At 39.1% G+C, this 22,237-nt stretch carries 18 protein-coding genes and 1 pseudogene; 5 read left to right on the top strand and 14 right to left on the bottom strand.

Going from position 1 to position 22,237, the window contains the following annotated elements:
* Positions 1 to 43: 43 nt before the first annotated feature.
* The 5 genes from chbG to QUF78_RS09515 are packed head-to-tail and all read right to left on the bottom strand — an operon-like array spanning position 44 to position 4,139.
* Complete coding sequence (gene chbG, locus QUF78_RS09535; protein WP_289324451.1) at positions 44 to 775, bottom strand: chitin disaccharide deacetylase; 732 nt, start codon at positions 773 to 775, stop codon at positions 44 to 46.
* The gene (locus tag QUF78_RS09530; RefSeq protein WP_289324450.1) at positions 772 to 2,115 is read right to left on the bottom strand and encodes a 6-phospho-beta-glucosidase; all 1,344 of its coding nucleotides are present in this window, start codon (positions 2,113 to 2,115) and stop codon (positions 772 to 774) included. Before QUF78_RS09530 ends, chbG begins: the two co-directional genes overlap by 4 nt.
* Complete coding sequence (locus QUF78_RS09525; protein WP_289317078.1) at positions 2,112 to 2,459, bottom strand: PTS sugar transporter subunit IIA; 348 nt, start codon at positions 2,457 to 2,459, stop codon at positions 2,112 to 2,114. Before QUF78_RS09525 ends, QUF78_RS09530 begins: the two co-directional genes overlap by 4 nt.
* A gap of 17 nt (positions 2,460 to 2,476) precedes the next feature.
* Complete coding sequence (locus QUF78_RS09520; protein ID WP_289317079.1) at positions 2,477 to 3,826, bottom strand: PTS sugar transporter subunit IIC; 1,350 nt, start codon at positions 3,824 to 3,826, stop codon at positions 2,477 to 2,479.
* A gap of 4 nt (positions 3,827 to 3,830) precedes the next feature.
* Complete coding sequence (locus QUF78_RS09515; RefSeq protein WP_289317080.1) at positions 3,831 to 4,139, bottom strand: PTS sugar transporter subunit IIB; 309 nt, start codon at positions 4,137 to 4,139, stop codon at positions 3,831 to 3,833.
* A 290-nt stretch (positions 4,140 to 4,429) separates the two neighbouring features.
* Between QUF78_RS09515 and QUF78_RS09510 the strand changes: the two genes are divergently transcribed.
* Both QUF78_RS09510 and asnB read left to right on the top strand, forming a co-directional pair.
* Positions 4,430 to 5,146 carry a GntR family transcriptional regulator gene (locus QUF78_RS09510; RefSeq protein WP_289318429.1) on the top strand — a complete coding sequence of 239 codons (717 nt, stop codon included), beginning with the start codon at positions 4,430 to 4,432 and terminating at the stop codon, positions 5,144 to 5,146.
* A gap of 364 nt (positions 5,147 to 5,510) precedes the next feature.
* A complete protein-coding gene (gene asnB, locus QUF78_RS09505) occupies positions 5,511 to 7,400 on the top strand; it encodes an asparagine synthase (glutamine-hydrolyzing) (protein WP_289324449.1) in 1,890 nt (629 codons plus the stop codon).
* 100 nt (positions 7,401 to 7,500) lie between these two features.
* Here the strand turns inward: asnB and QUF78_RS09500 are convergent, their stop codons facing one another.
* The 3 genes from QUF78_RS09500 to QUF78_RS09490 all read right to left on the bottom strand — a co-directional run bounded on the left by QUF78_RS09500 (position 7,501) and on the right by QUF78_RS09490 (position 10,513).
* Positions 7,501 to 8,109 carry a methyltransferase domain-containing protein gene (locus tag QUF78_RS09500; RefSeq protein ID WP_289324448.1) on the bottom strand — a complete coding sequence of 203 codons (609 nt, stop codon included), beginning with the start codon at positions 8,107 to 8,109 and terminating at the stop codon, positions 7,501 to 7,503.
* A 159-nt stretch (positions 8,110 to 8,268) separates the two neighbouring features.
* Complete coding sequence (locus QUF78_RS09495) at positions 8,269 to 8,631, bottom strand: PqqD family protein (protein WP_289317083.1); 363 nt, start codon at positions 8,629 to 8,631, stop codon at positions 8,269 to 8,271.
* Complete coding sequence (locus QUF78_RS09490; protein WP_289317084.1) at positions 8,621 to 10,513, bottom strand: OPT family oligopeptide transporter; 1,893 nt, start codon at positions 10,511 to 10,513, stop codon at positions 8,621 to 8,623. Before QUF78_RS09490 ends, QUF78_RS09495 begins: the two co-directional genes overlap by 11 nt.
* Positions 10,514 to 10,957: 444 nt before the next feature.
* Between QUF78_RS09490 and QUF78_RS09485 the strand changes: the two genes are divergently transcribed.
* Positions 10,958 to 11,611, top strand: a complete 654-nt coding sequence (locus QUF78_RS09485) for a cupin domain-containing protein (protein ID WP_289324447.1) — start codon at positions 10,958 to 10,960, stop codon at positions 11,609 to 11,611.
* 375 nt (positions 11,612 to 11,986) lie between these two features.
* On the opposite strand, the pseudogene QUF78_RS09480 reads toward QUF78_RS09485, so the two are convergent.
* Together QUF78_RS09480 and QUF78_RS09475 are read right to left on the bottom strand one after the other, a co-directional pair.
* A pseudogene (locus QUF78_RS09480) lies at positions 11,987 to 12,244 on the bottom strand (terminase large subunit); the annotation flags it as partial.
* A gap of 29 nt (positions 12,245 to 12,273) precedes the next feature.
* A complete protein-coding gene (locus tag QUF78_RS09475) occupies positions 12,274 to 12,696 on the bottom strand; it encodes a DoxX family protein (RefSeq protein WP_289324446.1) in 423 nt (140 codons plus the stop codon).
* An 840-nt stretch (positions 12,697 to 13,536) separates the two neighbouring features.
* Between QUF78_RS09475 and QUF78_RS09470 the strand changes: the two genes are divergently transcribed.
* Both QUF78_RS09470 and QUF78_RS09465 read left to right on the top strand, forming a co-directional pair.
* Positions 13,537 to 14,687, top strand: a protein-coding gene (locus tag QUF78_RS09470; protein WP_483313823.1) for an IS3 family transposase whose coding sequence is annotated in 2 segments (ribosomal slippage) — positions 13,537 to 13,786 and positions 13,786 to 14,687 — 1,152 coding nt in all. Because the reading frame shifts where the segments join, the coding sequence is not laid out codon by codon here.
* A gap of 14 nt (positions 14,688 to 14,701) precedes the next feature.
* Positions 14,702 to 15,466, top strand: a complete 765-nt coding sequence (locus QUF78_RS09465) for a hypothetical protein (RefSeq protein WP_289324445.1) — start codon at positions 14,702 to 14,704, stop codon at positions 15,464 to 15,466.
* A 74-nt stretch (positions 15,467 to 15,540) separates the two neighbouring features.
* Here QUF78_RS09465 and QUF78_RS09460 read toward each other — a convergent pair whose 3' ends face one another.
* From QUF78_RS09460 to QUF78_RS09445, 4 genes are all read right to left on the bottom strand, one after another.
* Complete coding sequence (locus QUF78_RS09460) at positions 15,541 to 15,966, bottom strand: DUF5316 domain-containing protein (protein ID WP_289324444.1); 426 nt, start codon at positions 15,964 to 15,966, stop codon at positions 15,541 to 15,543.
* A gap of 739 nt (positions 15,967 to 16,705) precedes the next feature.
* On the bottom strand, positions 16,706 to 18,646 hold the full coding sequence (gene mutL, locus QUF78_RS09455) for a DNA mismatch repair endonuclease MutL (RefSeq protein ID WP_289324443.1): 1,941 nt from the start codon (positions 18,644 to 18,646) through the stop codon (positions 16,706 to 16,708).
* A 23-nt stretch (positions 18,647 to 18,669) separates the two neighbouring features.
* Positions 18,670 to 21,309, bottom strand: a complete 2,640-nt coding sequence (mutS, locus tag QUF78_RS09450; RefSeq protein WP_289324442.1) for a DNA mismatch repair protein MutS — start codon at positions 21,307 to 21,309, stop codon at positions 18,670 to 18,672.
* 253 nt (positions 21,310 to 21,562) lie between these two features.
* Positions 21,563 to 22,102, bottom strand: coding sequence for an outer spore coat protein CotE (locus tag QUF78_RS09445; RefSeq protein WP_289324441.1), 540 nt, complete (start codon positions 22,100 to 22,102; stop codon positions 21,563 to 21,565).
* Positions 22,103 to 22,237 lie beyond the last annotated feature (135 nt).

The following is a 22,237-nucleotide window of genomic DNA, read 5'->3' as shown; positions in this document are numbered from 1 at the left end:
TGATGAATGGTCCTCTTTGTAATTAAAGGGCTACAATTTAAAATCAAATCTTAACTTGGTTGATGTTGAATCTAAGGAAAAATCCCTCTGGTAATTTTGCATTTGTCAAAATCCGGAGTTCTTTTATGCGTTTATCATTATAAGAGGAAACTTTCATCAATTCTTCATCCATATAAGCAGGATGAGTCATTATCTCTACGCTTGCCCCATCCATTACCCTTCCCTTCAGGTTTTGAAAGTAGTCTTCAACCGCCATTTCTCCATAAAAGTCATCCAGGAATACATCTGTAACGGTTTGAATCCCAGCAAGGTGCTTTCCGGCATTACGCACTGGCAATCCGTATTTATCGGATAGCTTTTGAATAACTGGCAGAAACTCTGTTATCCCGTGTACATGATGATGACTGTCGAAATGAGTCGGTAACAGACCGAATTCCAAGAATCTTTCGATCTGTGCTGACCACTCCCTCTCCAATTCGCTCAAGGAAATACCGTTAGTGTCACCATATACCAAACCTTGCTTCTTAAAGAAACCAGATTCGTCAACTAAGCTCGGCACGTCGCTCAACAAAGGTTTTCCCCATGTCAGCACTAAGTGTATACCTACTTTCAACGACGGTGTCTTCTTTGCGATTTCAATCGCATGCTCCGTTGCTTTCGCATTCATCATGATCGTTGCCGAATTGACAATTCCATATTTGTGGCTATCCAAAATCCCATAATTTACCGCTTTAGTTAACCCGAAATCATCTGCATTTACAAGGACCTCAATCATGATAAATTATCCTGCAACTCCTTTTTTTCAAAAAACTGAGGCAGATAATCTTTATGTGCCTCAAGCATTTCGTCTAAGATAAGTTTCGCTACCCTATCACTTGGAACGAGTGGATTAATCGTCATGGCTAGCAATGCAGTATCATAGTCACCTGATACCGCAGCTTCGATGGCTACCCTTTCAAAGGACTTGATTTGTTGAATTAATCCGCGAACGGCGACAGGAAGCTCTCCTACATTGATTGGCTTGGGACCATCCTTAGTTATCACGCAACTGGTTTCAATAGCCGATCCATACGGGATGCCTTCAATCGCACCATGGTTGATGGTATTTACCGCTTGAATATCTCGCTTATCCGTATGCATCGAGCAAATCAACCGTACAGCCGCATCACTGTAGTACGCACCTCCGCGCTCTTCAAGCTGCGGCGGCTTGATAGCCAGATCCTCGTCTTTGTAAAGCTCGAATAATCCTGCTTCAAGTCTTTGAACGACCTCAGCACGTGTTTCCCCTTTTTCAGCATCCTTCAATTCTTGGGCCAGTACATCACCCGTTTTATAATAGTAGTTGTGGTATGGACACGGAAACAGGTCCAACGCTCTAAGGAATTCCGGCTCCCAGCCCATTGCATGGATATTCTTCATCGTGACCGCTTTAGCTGGATCTGTAATCAGATTGATGATTTGATCTTTGACACTCTCCCCATCAACGAATACATCCAAGCCGTAAACCATATGGTTCAAACCAGCAAAGTCGATCCGGACTCTTGATGGCTCGACATCCATCAAATCCGCAACACCTCGTTCCATGCCAATCGGAACATTGCAAAGGCCGATGATCTTGGAAATATTACTGTGACGCAGAACTGCTTCCGTTACCATTCCAGCAGGGTTCGTGAAATTAATCAGCCATGCATCCGGACATAACTCCTCCATTTCACGAGCAATATCCAGAATGACGGGAATCGTTCTAAAAGCCTTGAAAAGCCCGCCTGGTCCATTCGTCTCCTGTCCAATCACTCCGTGTTTCAATGGTATCTTTTCATCAAGAGCCCTTGCTGCGAGCTGACCAACCCGCAGTTGGGTTGTTACATAATCCGCCCCTTTAAGCGCTTTCTTTCTGTCTAGAGTGAGATGGACATCAATATTCACACCGGCCTTTTCAATCATCCTTCTTGCCAAATCCCCGACAATTTCAAGCTTTTCCTTCCCCGCTTCGATGTCCACGAGCCAAATTTCACTCACGGGAAGTTCTTCATGATATTTAATGAAACCTTCGATCAGTTCTGGCGTATAGCTCGATCCTCCGCCAATCGTGACAATCTTCAGCCCCTTGCTCATTCGGCAGTCCTCTCCTTCACAACATTTGCATGTAAGAATTCTTCGCGTAGATCGATCATTTCCATTGCAAGATCCTTTACTGTCATCGCCGTCATTAAATGATCCTGTGCATGCACTAGGATGATGGGAAGATCAAAATGGTCCCCGCCCGCCTCGGCATGGATTAATTGAGTTTGGTATTTATGGGCCTGCAGTAATTCCGTTTCGGCCTCGGCGATTTTCAAACGGGCAGAATCAAAATTCTTTTTCTTTGCTTCCTGCAACGCTTCCATTGCAAAGCTTCTCGCATTCCCACTATATAAAATCAATTGAAAGGATAGTTGGTATAATTCTTCTTTTTCCATTTTTCATCACTACTTTCTTAAACGCTTAGCGTTTCTGAATCTTTTGTAAGCTTTGTTTCATTTTTGGTGTCTATCTTCACTTGAGCATAAACGAATGGTAAATAAATAGCTGTTGAAATGACTAGATTGATTGCAGCCAAGACCGCTCCAGATACATGTCCGCCTGTGGCCAGGAATCCACCCACAATCGGTGGGGTAACCCATGGGATCTTAGCAACGATCGGGAAAACCATTCCGCTGCTTACCGCTATATAAGAGATCACCGTGGTAATTACCGGACCGAGAACAAATGGGATGAACCACATTGGATTCAGCACGATAGGCAAACCGAATAAAATAGGTTCATTAATCTGGAACACCCCTGGAGCCCCACCGAGTGCAATCATCTGTTTATAACGTTTCCGACCGGCAATGATCATTGCGATGATGAGGCCCAATGTTGCACCAGATCCGCCTAAATAAACAAATGCATCCAGGAAAGAACCTGCCAATACTCCGTATTGGTCCATGTCTTTGACACCTTGTGCATATAAATCAATATTTTTCACTCCCGAACTTTCAAAAAGCGGTGTCGTTATCCCTCCAAGGATATTTGGACCGTGCAAACCGATCATCCATAATAAATGAACAAGAAAGACTAGTAAAATAGCGAATGGCAATGAATCTACAGCACTTTGTAAGGGGGATACAATCACTTTACTAAGCCAGTCATTCAGTACCTGACCATCCGTAGCTTTACGGAATAGCAGTCCGAACACACCAGCGACAAAGATCGTTGCCATACCCGGCACTAACTTTGCAAATGAACGGGCTACCGCTGGAGGTACTCCATCAGGCAATTTAATGACTAAATATTTAACTCGGGAAAGTCTCACAAATATTTCGGTTGCTATTAAGGCTACTACTATTCCTGTAAATAGAGCCGTGGCATTAAAATAGTTCACGCTTACGAAACCCCATGCCCCTCCTGTAACATCCTTATCATCGATGGTTAAAGTGACATTTCCGATTTGAGGCAATAATAGGAAGAAACAGGCCGCGGAAACCAGCATCGCTTCAAAACCATCGTCACCGTATGACCTTGCTAGTTTATAAGAAATGCCGAATACAGCGAATACCGTCATGAATGCAAAAGTTCCAAACCAAATATCACCGCCTAGCGTATTCCATGCAGGACCGAAAATGGCCTCCATCATTCTTCCGTAAGGCTTGATGACTTGCCCAAGATTATTGAACAGGACGGCGAATGACCCGATCATTGTAATCGCTATCATTCCAATCAATGCGTCACGAATCGCGAGCAGATGCCGGTTATTTCCTACTTTTACAGCGCCGGGCATAATATACTTATCAATAAAAGTCATCATATCCTTATTCTCCTTTTATTAAAGTAGTGGCTTGTTTAAGTACTTCTTCACCATTACATAGCCCATAGAACATTGGATGGATGGTTGCGACCGGAATTCCCTTTTCTTTTCCCGCTTCCTGTAATTTGGAAAGAAGATATCGAACCTGCGGACCTAATAAAATTACATCAGCCTTATCCATTTCATTGTTCACTTCTGTAGAACCAACAGCCCATATATTGCACTCTACTCCTTGTTTTTTAGCGCTTTCCTCCATCTTGGTAACTAATAAACTAGTAGACATCCCTGCCGAACAACATAATAAGATATTCATTGAAAGTACCCCCCTGTTTAATGATTGATTATTCAGTATTTTCAAGCAAAATTAAACCGTAATTTTATAATGAACGATGTTCCCTTGCTTTATCACTTCCCTTGAAAGGCATTTATAATATGGGTATTATTACCTCCATACATATATTGTAGTTACAAATCAAAAAAATATCAACACAATTTTTAATTTGTTACTACAAATTTGTGATTTAAAGTTGATTATTGAACTTATCCGAGATAATCTATATGTATATATTGGAATGAGTATAGGAGGAATCATCTGTGGAAACCATGAATAAAGAAGCGGCATTGCATTCCATAGTTAAGGAATCGATCATCGATCTCATAAAAAATGGCGAATATCAAACTAATACAAAATTACCGACTGAGGCTGAGTTTTGTAAAATATACGGAGTAAGCAGGACAACAGTTCGCACGGCCTTACAGCAATTGACCGTCGAAGGCTATATCTACCGTGTTCAAGGCAAAGGGACTTTCGTTTCGGAAAATAAAGTGAAGCAATTCCTTTCAAGCACGGTTGAAAAGTTCTCTGAGCAAGTCACGATGCAAGGAAAAAATCCTTCCACAAAGGTCATTAGCTTAAAGGTGATTGAAGCAAACGCTACCCTTGCCAAGCTTTTTAAACAAAATATTGGAGACCCAGTAAACAAACTGGAACGGATACGTTACGTAAACGACGTCCCCCTTCAATATGAAATTGCCTATCTCCCATGGTATAAAACTCCCGGGCTAAATATCGAAGCCTGTGAACACTCACTCTTTAAAGTACTTGAAACACAATTCAATTTAAAAGTAAAAAAAACGGTCGAACACTTGGAGTTTTCACTAGCCGACGATTCCATTTCTGACAAATTGGATGTACCCAACGGTTCACCTTGTTTTTCATTAGAAACTTACACATATGAGAATGATGGATCGGTCATTGAATTCTCTAAAACTCTCTTTAGAGGCGATCGTGCACACTTTGTCATCGAACGGAACTATTGATTAATAAATACAAGGAGTCAGATGCTTATTTCAGTGAGGCAGCCCATTTTTTTCGGCATTTTCGATCTATTGCAGTTGGATTGTCCCTTATGCTCAAGTTAAAGTTAAGTGTTTTTTTATATGCGTTTAGAGGCAATCATATCGATTGCCTCTTTTTTTGCTTGGATTCATTGTGACCACATAAAAACAGACTTACAAATTAATTCATCAAATGAGCAAAATTGACAAATATAGCATTATAATCTAACCTAGTAGACTAGAGATATTTTACTACTTAGATTGACATCCAAACTTTATACCTATATTTCTTGATGAAAGTTACTGGGGAATCTCTTACTATTAAATAATTAGGCAGGTGGATTTTATGTGCGGTTTTGTTGGATGTATTCAAAAATATCCGAAAGCCATAAATTCAAATATGAAAGACACGATCAAGAAAATGAACACGATCATCACCCATAGGGGCCCAGATGATGAAGGATATTTTTTTGATGAATTTGTGAATTTTGGATTTAGGAGATTAAGCATAATCGATATAGATAATGGTAACCAACCTCTTTCATATGAAAATGAAAGATATTGGATCATTTTTAATGGCGAAATCTATAATTATATTGAACTAAGGAAAGAACTCACTGATGAAGGATATGAGTTTACTACGGATTCTGATACGGAGGTAATATTGGCTCTCTATAGTAGCCAAAAAGAGCAAACCGTCCAGAAACTGCGCGGCATGTTCGCTTTTATCATTTGGGATAAACTCGAGCAAAAACTTTTTGGTGCAAGGGACCATTTTGGAATCAAGCCTTTTTTCTACTGTGAACAAGATGATGTCACATATTTCGCATCAGAAAAAAAGAGTATCTTGACAGCAATGAATGAAGAGTTGGACGTGAATTCATTACAGCATTTTCTCAGTTTTCAATATGTTCCCGAACCTTCCACCCTTTCAAAAAACATTAACAAGTTATCTCCTGGACATTATTTCACAAAAGAGCCCGGAAAGAAAATGGAGATAAAAAAGTTCTGGAAACCTATTTTTCGCCCTTCCAATATAGAAGATTCAAAGGTCATGAAAGAAATACAAGAAACTTTAATGGACTCCGTGAACGTACATATGAGAAGTGATGTTCCGGTTGGATCTTTTCTATCAGGAGGGATTGATTCATCATTTATCTGCTCCATCGCAAAACAGATTAACCCTAAGATCAAAACTTTCTCTGTAGGATTCGAAAGAGATGGATATAGTGAAATAAACGTTGCACAGGAAACGGCAGCCGCTCTAAATGTAGAAAATATAAGTTATATCATAAGTCCTGAAGAATTCTTGGCAGAACTTCCAAAGATTATCTGGCATATGGATGACCCTTTAGCTGACCCAGCTGCCGTTCCGCTATATTTTGTGGCACGGGAAGCTAAAAAGCATGTCAAGGTCGCCTTGTCCGGGGAGGGTGCAGACGAGTTATTCGGCGGATATAATATATACCGGGAGCCTCATTCACTGCGCATGTTTTCCTATATACCAGCTCAGTTGAACAGCATGTTGAAGGCACTTTCATCTGTTTTGCCAGAAGGGGTTAAAGGAAAGAGTTTTATAGAGCGCGGAGTTACACCTTTAGACGAACGATATATTGGAAACGCAAACATATTCGGCGAGAAAGAGAAAAAACTTTTATTAGTGAATTATCGCAACGGATTAGAAAATGAAAAAGTGACAAATCCCATCTATCAAAGTGCTTTAGAGTATGATCCTATTACCCAAATGCAAAACATTGATATTCAAACTTGGCTAAAAGGGGATATTTTATTGAAGGCAGATAAAATGTCCATGGCGAATTCTTTAGAGGTAAGAGTTCCATTTTTGGATAAGTGCGTTTTCGATACGGCTTCAAAACTTAGCATGGATCAAAAGGTAAGAAATGGAACGACCAAATACATGCTCCGAAAAGCTGCCCGCGGGATAGTGCCGGAACATGTATGGAGCAGAAAGAAGCTAGGCTTTCCAGTTCCTATACGCCATTGGTTAAAGGATGAATTATACGATTGGGCAGTAAGATTAATCCAGGAGAGCCCAACTGACCACCTTTTTAACAAACCGCAAATTATGAAATTACTTGAAAACCATGTAAATAATAAAACGGATAACAGCCGGAAGCTCTGGACCATTTTAACCTTTATGATTTGGCATCAAATTTATATAGAAAAACAATATGAGCCACAGCCTCAAAAGATTTTACAATATGCTGTACATTAAACATCCCTTATGATTTTTCTCATTTCACCCAAGCATCCATGAAACATTGCTTGGGTGTTTTTTATATTTACTTGTTTATCATTAAGAAACTAAAATCCAGTCAATTTAACAATTGGTATATGACGAATTTCTCAAAAGGATTAGATTCAGTCAAGCCAGGTAACATCACTTCGTCTTTCATCTCGAAGGCGGTTTGATTTTCGAGGAAAAAAATATAATCCTGTGAAGGATAAAATAAAATCAGCTCGATTTGGCGCGGTTCTTTTTCAAAGGAAAGCAATATGTTATTGATGATTTTCATAAAAATCTGTACAGAGAACGGATTAAAGAAATAAAAACGATTGTCCTTCGGATCAATATCATATTCTTCAGCCAAACAACATTGGAATTCTATATTGCCATAGTTGTTTTTCCTTTTTTTCATGTAGCCATTCAGATTCTCGATCGCTTCTTTGTAGAAATTTTCATTCATCTCCACGCCAACCACAGATGATTGATATAAGTGATGGATAAAAAAATTCAACCGTCCTTTACCGCATCCAAAATCCACAATGCGATCATTTCGTTTCAGTGGATATTTTTTGAATAAATGTTCTAATGCGTTATATGGCGTAGGCTCGTATCGGTGATAATGCAAAGAATCATTGAATTTTTTTTGTTCACCTTCCGTTTTGATGTTCAGCATTTCATCATAATTCGTGTCTTCCATTGTTATGTGCACCTGCTTCATGTTTTTTCATTAAAGGTGATCTTATCCAGGGTAAAGTTTTGTTATATGAATGTCCAGACAATTAATTGGATTTTGCTTTAGTTACATAATCATTAAACTAAAAAAAGCTGAAGCATCAAAAAGAGCTTCAGCTTTTTTTCATTTTTCTTCTTCATCCCATATGATCCAGTCATGAACCTCAAGGATTTCCAGAAATTTCATCAATCGCGGCAAGGCTGGTTCCGCTTCCTCACCAAAGTGTTCACTCATCGCTTCAGAAATCTGATTGACATTGCTTTGGAACTCCATTTGTTTAATGGCAAATGCGCCAAACTTATCAAGCTTGATTTTCCGGACTGATGGTTGTTTAAAGAAACGAATCGTAATTCGTTCCACGAAATTGGTCCGTTGAATGACTAAAAAAGTTGCTTCCGGGGATTCTTGTTCCATAGTGACGCGTCTTTCCAAAAGAGGAACCATAGTTAACAGGTTCCTCTTTTTTGATTGGCGTTTACGAAGCATCTTCTTTTTTCCCTTTGCTAGATACGAACCAAAGCAATCCAGCTAGAGCAAGGAATAGTAAGAAAGGTATCAAATTGCTGGCTAATTTAGCCGCAGCCGGTACTTGGACACCTGCTGCAATCAATATGGCAATAAGTACACCAATCAATGATTCACCTGCTATTAAACCAGATGCAAATAATACACCTCTATCAACACGTGCTTTAAGCGCTTCTTTTGTTTTCGAGAAGAATTCAACGAAGAAACGGATAAATCCACCGATCATGATTGGGGCACTAGTATGAACCGGCAAGTATATGCCGACTGCAACAACAAGTGAATTCAGACCGAAAAACTCTAATGTTATGGCAATAGCCGCACCGATAAAGATAAGGGTCCAAGGTAAATCTCCCCCAAGAACACCTTCAGCAAGTATTTTCATTAGTGCCGCTTTAGGTGCAGGTAGTTCTGCAGATCCCATCGTATAAGCGTTATCCATTAGAACCAGGATAAAACCAATGACAGAAGCAGACGCAACGACACCAATCATCATGGCAACTTGTTGTTTCCATGGTGTACCGCCCACGATATATCCTGTTTTTAAATCTTGAGAAACATCACCTGAAACCGCAAGTGCTGTACAAATAATCGCAGCAACGGTTAAAGCGGCTACCATTCCTGTCGTACCAGTAAAACCAGTAGCTTTATAGACAATTGCTACAATCAATAGTGTGGCTATCGTCATTCCAGAAACCGGGGAAGAAGAACTTCCGACGATTCCAACAACCCTTGAAGCCACCGTCACGAATAAAAATCCAAAAATCGCAATTGCAATCGCACCAATGATACCAACATCAGTTATTGGTGTGAAAGCAATGATTAAAATAACAATGATCGTTCCCAGCCAAACATATTTAGCCGGTATGTCTTTTTCAGTACGGATTGAACCTGATTTAAGTTGCCCTTTATTGGCTTTTACGCCTTTAAGAGTATCAATAACTGAACTGAAAAGTATAGGTAATGTTTTGATCAATGTGATCAATCCGCCAGTTGCAACGGCACCAGCACCAATATAACGTATATAATTATCCCAAATTCCCCATGCATCCAATTCACCGATCGGTACATCAGAAGGGAAAATGGCTGTCCCATTGCTGCCGCCAAAAAAGCTGATGGCCGGTATTAGAACGACCCAGGCTAATAACCCCCCACCTAGCATTTGTCCTGCAACACGCGGTCCAATAATATAACCTACACCCAAAAGGGAAGGAAAGGCATCAAGACCAACCACTGCATTTTTAAAATTCGTGATTCCTGTTTCAACCTCTGTCTTGAAGAGCTTGAACCCATCACCAAGCCCTTTAACCACACCGCCGATAACCAAACCGGCTCCGATTAATTTCGCGCTTGTACCACCCTTTTCTCCTGACTTCAGGACCTCGGCACATGCCGTACCTTCAGGATAAGGTAATGTTTCATGTTCCCTTACAATCAAAAGCTGGCGAAGGGGAACCATCATGAAGACCCCTAAAAATCCCCCAGTTAATACAACGAAAATGATGAATGCTTGACTCACGTCCATGTCCCACATGAATAATGCTGGAATGGTAAATACAGCACCGGCACCAATAGCCTCACCTGCCGTGGTCATCGTTTGCACAATATTGTTTTCTAATATTGAATCCCTGCGAAAAACCCCTCTTAAGATAGCCATTGAAATTACCGCTGCGGGTATCGAAGCAGAGACAGTCAACCCAATAAGTAAGCCTAAGTATGCATTTGCCGCCCCAAATACGATTGCAAGAATGATCCCTAAAATTATTGCAGTTGCAGTTAATTCTGGTAGAGATTTAGATGCAGAGACGTACGGAACGAATTTACTCTCTTTTGAATTGTTCGACAATTTTAGCCACTTCCTATGTTTAACTTTAAAATCACAGAGAACATTATATCACTGTAATTTAAAGACACGCAATGGAAAAATACTGCTTGTTAAAAGTTTGATTATATCAAAAATTCAGTTTAGTAGTTTCGGTTTTATAGTATATAAAAATAATATTTATCTAATATTACACCAAATCAATGCATCTCTTTCATACTATGACGGGATCACAAGGGACTCCTAAACCCTTTTCATCTAATTGTGTTTTATGGTCAATTTGATTCATTTGCATTAAATTCAACAGGCTATTATATAATAATTTAATCTGTGTCCTTTCCTAAAAGATAGACAGGGATCATATACGATCATTAGGACCATAGGCAAATAACCCTGGGTTTTTGCACATTACAATGAAATCTAACATATCCTGAAAAATGAACTCATTAGAAAAGGAATGATACATTCATGGTCTCCTATATGGACTATACCTCACCATCCACACAATATTTTTTCGATGTTAATCAAAGCAATTTAATGAAAAAAGACAATCAAAACTATATAAATGTATTAGGTATCAAACAATTGAACACACTCGAAAATGTTTCACTATTAGATATTTACCTTAGTAAGAACAATGTCGTAGAACCGCATTATCACCAAAATGCTGCAGAGCTAGTGTATTGCATTACTGGAGCTGCAACCGTTTCATTACTGAATCCTTTTACTAAGCAAATACAAAATTACCCCATTAAACCCGGTCAAGTAGCTAATGTTCCACAAGGTTGGTGGCATTATGAAGTGGCTAATACCGATAACACTCATCTGCTGGCCATTTTTAACGCATCAACACCTGAGGTGATCCTCGGTTCGGATATCTTGAAATTGACACCTGCAAATATTATGGCACATACGTATTGCATGGATGAAAACCAATGGAAAAAAGCAATTGCACCGGTCCAACCATCAACATTCATCGGTCCGCCAGCAAACTGCCATCGAGCGCCCGAAGAAGACATTCAGCAATATCCGCAATATATTAATCACTATGATAACCAGATGTATCCTGCCCCTGCACCCAACTATCAATTCCAACCTAATCCCCAGTATTATTATTATTGAAGATAAGTGTCGGGAACTTGATTAACCCTATTCAATTCCTATACCCCCTTCATGGATGAGGTCTAATAAATCGGAATCGAAAAAAGCAATGGAGAACCCCATTACATAAGGGTTCTCCATTGCTTTTAATTACATGATCGGTTAAAAAAGTCGATTTCATTTAACCTCGTAACATCTCACATTAGTTGCGTTTACTTATTTATTTGAATTTATCCATCCCTTGAATTCATGACATTTCATTTCCGAATAGAAAATTTGTGGTCATTCATATTATGGTGGTCACCCAATGTGGTTAATGGGTTAAAAATCCAGCACTCACTTGGATACGGTTATTCAATACTAGGATTTATCTTAAACAATTTATATATTCCACCGAGTTTCAAGTATTTCTTCCCAGGAAGCAACAGCTCTATTTAAATCTACTTCAGGTAGATTCATCCGCTTGGTCATGAACTCTTCACGGTTAGAAGGATCGTTGGTAAAATCGTATTCTTCATGAACAATATATAAAAGCCCTTCCGCATATTCGCTTCTAGGCTCACAAAACATTGGGTTTGCTTTTTCCCGCTTGCTTATATCTCCGACTTCTTTCTTGTCATCTAGCTTACAGATAAACGGGAAAATTGATGGTACGAAGGGACTCCCGTTAATTTCACCACTTCCTAAAGTTTGCGGCTATTCGGACGTAGCGCCCACGAGGCGATATTTAATGCAGCATATGACAGCGGTAGGATAATAGAAAACCCGTAATCACCATAATCGTTAGCAAACGCATGAGATATAGCGGCACCAGTCATTAAAAAGAAGATACCAGCGTGAACCCATTCTTTAAGCCGCGGAACACCTGGCACAACCAGAGCAATGGCTCCAAGCACTTTCCAAATCCCGAGAATGGTCAAGACGTATAATGGGTAACCAAGATTCGTCACTAACTCGATGTTTCCCCCATATTGCATAAGTTGCCCTATACCACTTAACATAACAGCTGCTGCGAGTAGTAATGTGACTGACCAATAAGCAATCATTTTTCCTCGGGGCTGGGTTTCTACTTTCTCGGTTGTTTCCGCACCGATAATCTTACTCATTTGTTTCCTCCTCATAATTGTTTCAAGTGAAACTTATTCAGGTTCCAAACTTTCCAAATGACTAACTCCTAATACTGAGTTACAGTAAACTCGGTACCTAAAAAAAGTTTATGACCGAATGAAAGATAAGAGACGTAAGTAAATAAAATAAATACAATTGAATTGTCTTAGGTATTCCATTTCCAGCAGGTTTCCTTGTTGTAATCACATGCTTATAACATTTAGCACAGATAAGGTTATCGTGTTGATTATCCGGCAGTCTTACTACCAAGCCACACTTCTTGCAATAGTAATCCGTTAGTTCCATCCCTACTCACTCCTTCTCATCATAATAATTTCTTCCATATGACCTTTCATGATTAATGCTAATGAAGCCTTTTGTATAGCTTTATTCTTAATCCTTTTATTTTTGGTACGATTCATCATGAAGGTGTATCTCTTATTCTTTTTTATATAAGATATAAGCCAATGATCAAGACACTCAGATACCGTCATACACACTCACCTTCCTTATTCATAATAAAAAGCCATCCACTAATTTGTCTGTAAGGGCGCAGGGAGAAATTATATAATTGCGGAATAGACTAATGAACTATCATATCCTTTAAAAATTAAAAAAAAATAAAAGAAGGGAAAATATGTGGTTATATAGAACTATTATTTAGGACTTTAGATTCAATATCATTTGTTGAAAAAAGCCCTAAAAAAATATTGGAGGTTATTGTAATGAAAAGAAAAGTAATTAGTACAGCTCTATTATCTTTAACATGGAGTTAGTATAGTTTCATGGACACATTTTAGTTAAGTCCTTACAATGATTTTTGAGAGGATGTGTCCGTCTTGGAACGTAAGAATACAGGTAAAAAATACAATAATGAATTCAAGAAGACTATTGTAGATCTTTATCACTCGGGTAATTCGGTCAAAGAATTAAGCGGCGAATATGGCGTATCAGAAGTTACCATTTATAAATGGGTTAAAGAATTTACTCCAATCGGTTTAGGGGAAGAGTCCATGACTCCAAAGGAATTAGCCGCCATTCAAAAGGAAAACCTTCGGTTAAAGCAAGAAGTTGAAATCTTAAAAAAGGCTATGGCCATATTCGCGAAAAAGTAACCGAAACAGATCTTACCGAATTTATTGAGGAACACAAGAAACAATATCCCGTACAGAAGATGTGTGAAATACTAGAAATCCCAAGAAGCAGCCATTATCAGTCCCTTCAAATAGTCGTATCAAATCGCGAACAGGAAAACCAAGAAATCACGAAGGAAATTCATCTCATTTACCTGGAAAGCAAGGGACGATATGGGGCTCCAAAGATTCATGAAAGCTTATTAACCAAAGGGTTTTCCCTAAGTCTAAAGCGTGTTCAACGCTTAATGAGCAAGGCGAGAATTCGTTCTATTACTAAGAAAAAATACCGTCCCTATCCATCTAAAGAAAAGGTTATTCAATTGGATAATTTGTTAAAACGAGACTTCACTACTCAGACCATTAATGAGAAATGGGTAGCAGATATTACGTATATCCATACGTTAAAAGACGGATGGTGTTATTTAGCTTCGGTATTAGACCTTCATTCTAAGAAAATAGTAGGGTATTCATTTTCTCGTTCAATGACGACAGAACTGGTCATAAAAGCTTTCAATAACGCACACCTATCACAAAAGCCCTCGGAGGGCTTAGTTCTTCATACCGATCTTGGCTCACAATATACAAGCAGTGAGTTTACTCAACATATCCAAAACCATCATATTAAGCAATCCTTTAGTCAGAAAGGTTGCCCGTACGATAATGCCTGTATTGAATCCTTTCATGCCCTATTAAAGAAGGAAGAAGTCAACCACGTACAATATCTAGACTATCAAACAGCTAAATTAGCGATGTTCCAATTTATTGAAGGTTGGTATAACCGAAAAAGAATTCACAGCAGCTTGGGTTATCAAACCCCACAAGCCATTGAAGATCGAATTAGGAATACAGCTTAAGATTTAACTTTTTAGTGTCCAAAATATTGACTCAAATCCAAACAATGTTATTTAGTTTTGGTGGTTCTTCATTTGCTTCGAGCGAAAAGTTAAATAAAAAAGTAATTAAATATGAACAAATCACTGATCTTAATGAACTTTATACTAGAGCTTTAAATGGTGTTTCAGATTTATCTAGTCAACAGGATGATTTAGAGAAATTTGAGCTTTCAACAAAATCTGTGGAAAAATTAGAATTAGAAACTCAATCTCATTCAACTAGTCAATTACTAGAAGTAGAAAATGTGGATGGTCAATTGGTTGAAACATATGCAACTACTACATTCCATGTTGCTCAAGATATTACTGATAAAATTGAACAACAAAAACTAGATACTAAGATTCAACCTTTTGCATCAAAAAAAGATGATAAATGGGACTCTACAAAGGGCGTAAAAGCTTATTCGACTATTACTTGGTCTAATGTTTTTGATAAAAATCAAGTAAAACATTTTAAATTAACAAAGGTTACAGGTGGATGGAGCTATAATGGAGCAGGCAACTATGTTTTATCAAATCGATCAGCTATTGTTGGCCAAGTTGGTCCAGGAAGCTTTGGTTCTACTTCTGGACAATCAAAACAGATTGCTACTGGATCAAATACCTATTCCTATAATATCCCGTCTAGTTGGAAAGCAGTAATTGCATCTAAATATAATACATGTGGTGTTAGTACAAACCTAAAAATTAGTAGAGGATCTTCAAGTTGGACTTTACCCTTCCAAAATCATGCAAGTTGAATTTTCTATTCCAGGAAATCGATAAACAAAAGGCTAACCTAGTGGTTAGCCTTTTGTTTAATTTGGAGCATTATTTAGATTAAAAAATAAACAGTTAAAGCTGTAAGAAAGTTAGGAAGCCCTATTAATAAAAGTCTTGTAGTCAAGAAAACTCTTTCTTTTTTATCTTCTTTCGTTTCAGAAAATAAATTTCTTCCCATTCTATCACCATCTACAAATCCACCAGAAAATAATGCACATAATACTAATACTATTGCAGTAATGCCTCCTGTAATTTTATACAAAAGTGTCCAATCACTAGTGAAAACCGAAATAAGAAGTGATATTAAAACGATAACAATACCTAAATAAAATGATTTCATATACTTTTCTCCTTTAGAAATAAAACATTTTTTTATTAAATTTTCTAAAATATATACTGTTGAAGACACTATTATACCCTCTATCAGTTTTTGTTTAAGCTTTTCTAAATTCTTGAAATGGAGCTCTTTGTCATTCATCTTTCTTCATCCTCCACTTTAGGTATAGATTAAGTATCGCAATCAATAGGGCAAGGACTGACAAAACTATAGCCATATTATCCATCCAGTGAGGGTTCTTATATCTGTTTATTCGCTCTTTAATAAAACTAATGGACCTACCTTTTAATAAAAGTTCAGTCGTAACCATCAGGAAAAATAAAAGTGGCATTACAGTATTTCAAAAATAAAAACCACCTTTCATTAAAGGTTCTACTAAAAAAAGATAAGTCCTTGTGACAACTTTTTGGATATTAGTTTTCATATTTCCACTTTCTGTTCACAAATAATTCATAAAGGAGTATATCAAAAAATTTAAAAGGGATTAACTAAGAAATGGTCAGCAAACTTCATCGAACTCTCTTTTCTTTTTGCAAAATAAAAAGGACTATAAAAAATGCTCAGAATTAGCATTCGAGTTTAATAGGCATTTCAGAACTACTTCGCTTTTTATAATATTCTTCTAATTCTTCTTGACTTTAGGAATTCTCCTTATTGACACTCTTAACACCATCAGCGTTGGCATCTATATATATGTATTTTCTCCTTTTACTAATGGCATACTCTTTAAGCTTTTTAATATAATGACTAGATATCCCTTCCTTTCTAGAAGAAGGATCATAAAAAAGAGCATGGACCAATAAATGTGGTCATTTTGTGGTCATTTAACTAAAAAAGCAATGGAGAACCCCATTACATAAGGGTTCTCCATTGCTTTTAATTACATGATTCTCTTAAACATTTTCTCCATTTCATAAATGGAGTAAGAGATGATGATCGGTCTTCCATGAGGGCATGTGAAGGGATCGGTTGTCCGTCTTAGTTCATCCAATAGTGCTTGAATTTCATCATTGCGCAGATGGCGGTTTGCCTTAATGGAGGCTTTACAGCTCATCATGATAGCTGCTTCTTCGCGCAATTTTTTGATGTCGACCTTTTTCATCGATAGCAATTGTTCTATCATTTCTTCAAGGATTTCCTGTTCAATTCCTTTAGGGAACCATTGTGGATGCGATCTGACAATATAGGCGTTATAGCCAAACTCTTCTAAATAGACTCCGACTTTTTCCAACTCATGCCGATATTCATTTATCCGGATACATTGGTCGGTCGAAAATTCAAGGGTGATGGGGACTAGCATATCTTGTAGTTCGTTTTCGACCCGTCCGACTTTTTCTTTAAAATATTCGTATTTGATCCGTTCCTGGGCAGCATGTTGGTCTATGATGTACAAACCTTTTTCGTTTTGGGCGAAAATATATGTTCCATGCATTTGTCCAATTGGGTACATGGGAGGGATTCGACTATCCGGTTCATTCCCCTCGATTTCTTCCTCTTGTTCGACAGTATAGGTTGTATACTTTTCAGCCGACTCGAAATATGGTTTGCTTTCATCATCTTGTAAGACCGGTATATAGGTATCTGCCATTTGTTGCTGTTCGTTGCTGTAGATTAATTCCTTTATTGGTTCGAGATTGAAATCCTCAACAAGCTCCATATGTTTCTTTTGGTCCTGCTTTTCCCGGATCAAGGTATCCTTCAAGAGTGAAGCTTCTTTCCTGGCTTCTTCAAGGACGCGCTTCCCGCTTTCCACGACATGGTCCAATTCCAGCGTAGTTTGCTCACTTTTCACTTGTTCCGACTTTGGTGCAGGTGTATATCCACTTGGAATTAGAGATATCTTTTTAAAGGAAGATTTAATCGTTTCTGATACGAGACTGTACAATTCCTGTTCCTTGCTGAGCCTTACCTCCATTTTGGATGGATGTACGTTGACATCGACAAGAATCGGATCCATTTTAATATTCAACAAAGCGATTGGAAAACGGCCAATTGGAAGAAGTGTATGGTACCCATCCAAGATCGCTTTCACGAGTGCATAGTTTTTAATGAAGCGGTCGTTTATCATGGTTGATATATAATTCCTTGAAGCCCGGGTGACCTCAGGCATAACGATATAGCCGGATAATTTGAAGTCCAAGGAGCTTGCCTGAATCGGAATCATCTTTTTGGCGATATTCGTACCATAGATTGCAGCTAGCACCTGCCTGACATCCCCGTTCCCATTCGTATGCAGGATACGCTTCCCATTGTGTGATAACCGTATTGAAACATCCGGGTGCGAAAGTGCGAGCCTATTAGCGACATCCGTAATATTTCCTAGCTCGGTATGAATGGTCTTCATATATTTCAACCTTGCAGGAGTATTGTAAAACAAGTCGGAAACCAGGATATCCGTTCCTTTACGGCCGGATGAAGCCTCGAGTTCCTTAACCATGCCGCCTTCTAGAAGTATGCGCGTCCCTACACCTTCACCCGTGCTGCTTTTCAATTCGAAATGGGAAACTGAAGCAATACTGGGCATTGCTTCACCGCGAAAGCCAAGTGTTCGAATTCGGAAGAGGTCATTTTCATCTTTTATTTTACTTGTGGCATGTCGTTTAAATGCTGCCTCTATGTCATCGGCCAAAATCCCATCGCCATTGTCCACGATCCGGATGGAACCAAGGCCAGCCTCCACCAATTCAATCTCTATTATGGTACTGTTTGCATCTATTGAATTTTCCACAAGTTCCTTAACGACTGAGGCTGGGCGTTCCACAACTTCGCCAGCTGCGATTTTATTGGACAAAGCCTCGTCAAGCTGCATGATTTTTCCCATTATTATCGCCTCGCTTTATTTTCTCATTTAAGTTTCTTTTGTAATTTATAAAGGATATTCATCGCCTCAAGCGGCGTCATTTCAAGGATATCGAGTGATTTAATGTCATCCAGCACCTTTTTTTCCTTAGGTGAAGAATTCACTTTCCCTTTAGGAGCCTCTTCCCCAAATAAGGAAAGCTGTGCCTCATTGGCGGATGTTACAGGAGAGGCTTCAGCTTCAGCTTCGGCAATTGGTGCTTTGACAACAGCAGCGGGCTGTTCAGCCATCGCCTTTGCTTGTCCATTTTCATTCTCTAATTGCGCTAAAATGGCTGCCGCCCGATCAATTAACTGCTTCGGTAAATCAGCAAGCTTTGCAACATGAATACCATAACTTTTATCCGCTGGACCTTCTTTAATTTTATGAAGGAAAACGACATTTCCATTTTGCTCAATAGCACTGACATGGATATTTTTCAATTTAGGCAGTTCTGATGCCAATACCGTCAATTCGTGATAATGAGTCGAAAAGAGGGTCTTGGCTCCAATTTCCTCATGAATGTATTCAATGATGGCCTGGGCAAGCGCCATTCCATCGTAAGTTGATGTTCCCCGCCCGATCTCATCAAATAATATCAAACTGTTTTCTGTCGCATTCATAATCGCATTTCTTGCTTCAAGCATTTCGACCATGAATGTACTTTGACCGGAAATCAAATCATCAGCCGCGCCAATCCTAGTAAATACCTTATCAAAAATAGGCAATTCAGCTATACTTGCGGACACGAAGCATCCAATTTGCGCTAGAATCGATGTTAGCGCAATCTGACGCATATACGTACTTTTCCCCGACATATTGGGCCCTGTGATCAAGAGTAACTCCCGTTCTCCATCCATAAAGCAGTCATTGGGGACATACTCCTGTGATTGAAGGACTTTCTCGACCACTGGATGCCTGCCCTCCTTCAGGACGATTCTTCTATCATCAGAAAATACAGGCTTCACATAATGGCGTTCTTCGCTAATCGTCGCAAAGCACTGCAGGACATCCAGTTCACTGACGCCTTTCGCTAAATCCTGTAAGCGCGGGATATAGCTTTTGACCTCTTCACGAAGATTAAGGAATAGGTCATATTCCAAACTGACGCTTTTTTCCTCTGCTTGTAAAATCAAAGCTTCCTTTTCTTTTAATTCAGGTGTGATATAACGTTCGGCATTCGTTAGTGTTTGCTTCCGTTCATAACGCCCTTCTTCAAGCAGATGCAAATTGGCTCGTGTGACTTCAATATAATAGCCAAAAACACGATTATATCCGATTTTCAATGATCTGATCCCTGTGCGTTCCCGCTCTTCTCGTTCCAGCTGTGCAATCCAGGTTTTCCCGTTTCTGCTGGCATCCCTGTACGTATCCAGCTCCTTATGGAAACCGTCCTGAATGATATTCCCTTCCTTCACGGACAATGGCGGGTTTTCTACAAGCGCCGTTTCAAGCAGATCCGTCACTTCTTCACAAGGGTCCAATTTATCGGCAAGAATTGAAATATCCTGATTGGAAGCCATGGACTTCACGATTTCACGAATGATTGGCACTTGTTGCAATGAACGTTTCAATTGAATCAAGTCCCGAGCGTTTACATTCCCGAAGGCGACCCTTCCGGCAAGCCGCTCCAAGTCGTACACTTCCTTAAGCCGTTCACGTAAGTCTTGCCGTTCGAAGTATTGATTTTTCAGGGTTTCAACAAGGCTTTGCCTCCGCTCGATCTGTTTTTTATTAATGAGCGGTCTATCAATCCATTGCTTCAACATCCTTCCGCCCATGGCTGTTTTCGTTTCATCAAGCAGCCATAGTAATGAACCTTTTTTGCCTTTCGAACGAATGGTTTCAGTCAATTCCAAATTGCGTTTGCTATAATAATCAATTTTCATATATTGTGACGTTTCATATGCAAGCACTGGCTGTAAATGATCCAGGCTGCGCTTTTGAGTACGGTATAGATAATTTAATAAACGTGTGGTCGTCGTTGCCAGTTTCTGGTCTTTTAACAGATGAAGCAATGCAACGAATGACTCGCTTTGAACCAAATTATTCTCTAGGGATAAAGCGGCAGCACCCCGTTCTTGCAGCTTTTTTTTCCATTCTTCATTAAAATCTTCAGCAATGACCACTTCGCTCGCACCCAGGATGGCAAATTCATTCAGAACTTCTTCAAAACTCTCAATCAAAGTGACGTTATTCTCCCCGGTCGATAAATCATTGTACCCAAAGCCAAACTGCCCATCCGTAAAATAAGTGATAGTGGCTATATAATTATTTTCCTTTTCCCGAAGGCCCTTACTATCCATTTTCGTTCCCGGTGTAATCAGCTGGACAACTTCCCTGCGTACCACACCTTTGGCTTGCTTGGGATCTTCAGTCTGTTCACATATAGCTACTTTAAATCCTTTTTCTATCAATATATCAATATAATTAGCAGCCGAGTGATACGGAATGCCGCACATCGGAATTCGGTCTTCACTACCACCTTCTCGGCTCGTTAATGTGATTTCGAGCTCCCGGGATGCATTCAGTGCATCGTCAAAAAACATTTCATAAAAATCGCCTAAACGAAAAAATAAAAAGGCATCCTGGTACTCTGCCTTAATTTTTAAGTATTGCTGTATCATCGGAGTATATCCAGCCATTCCTTCAAAACCTTTCCAAACTAAAATCTATTACTCATTTATGTCCTTCATTATAACATACGGGAAAGCAACATTGCCTGAATTCGAAATTGAATGGTAAATCAATTATCCTTGTGAGATTAACTGTTGTATGCTTGCAGTATCTGCAAACTTTTTTTGGTTTCTCATCGTTATGCCTGCAAGGGTCCTGTCCTGTTTCAAATTAAATAAAACCGGATGAAGGGAATGTCATCCGGTAGTTACTTTCTATATTCTATTCGTCTTCGAATTCATCAAGGAAATCCGGATCTAAATCTTCAAATTCCTCATCATCGAAATCAGAGCCCCAGTCATCCTCACAGCAGCCATCCGGACTAACAGCGACACAAATTTTCGTTTCGCCGACGACTTCCACAAAGAATTCCCTTTCCACATGGACAATGATTTTTTGTCCACATGGGGAGATGCAAGCTTCTAAACAATTCGGCTGTTGGACAGCTTTTGCAAAAATTTCATGGTCATCAAGACAATCGGGATCACGGTATTTCAGCGAAATCACGTCGGTATATTGCACTTTTTCAGTTACAACTTCCGTCTTCGAATTATGGTTATAAGAATACCAGACGTTGATTTCGTAGCTGCCGTGAATTTCTACCTTTTTGCCGACTTTCTTTGCATCGTATTTATGGTTGATGATCCAACAACCTAGAATGCTAGAAGGATGATGAGCCGGGCAAATGGTGTGAGAGGACTTTGTGAATTTACGTCCTTTTGCCACCACCGCTTTAGTAATTATCTCTCTATATTGTGACATGCTAGCGAACCCTCCTCATACAGTTTCCATTCATCCTATGCGTGGTAAAAGTCTAGTGTGCGTAGAATTTTAATTGTTTGAAAACTGCAGTAATGTTTTAAACCTAGGTTATTTTATGCTCATGTTTTGGGATAT

The sequence above is a fragment of the Peribacillus sp. ACCC06369 genome (assembly GCF_030348945.1).
Taxonomy (GTDB): Bacteria; Bacillota; Bacilli; order Bacillales; family DSM-1321; genus Peribacillus.
The sequence above is the reverse complement of the archived record's forward strand: the minus strand, read 5'-3'. Positions and strand labels throughout refer to the sequence as shown.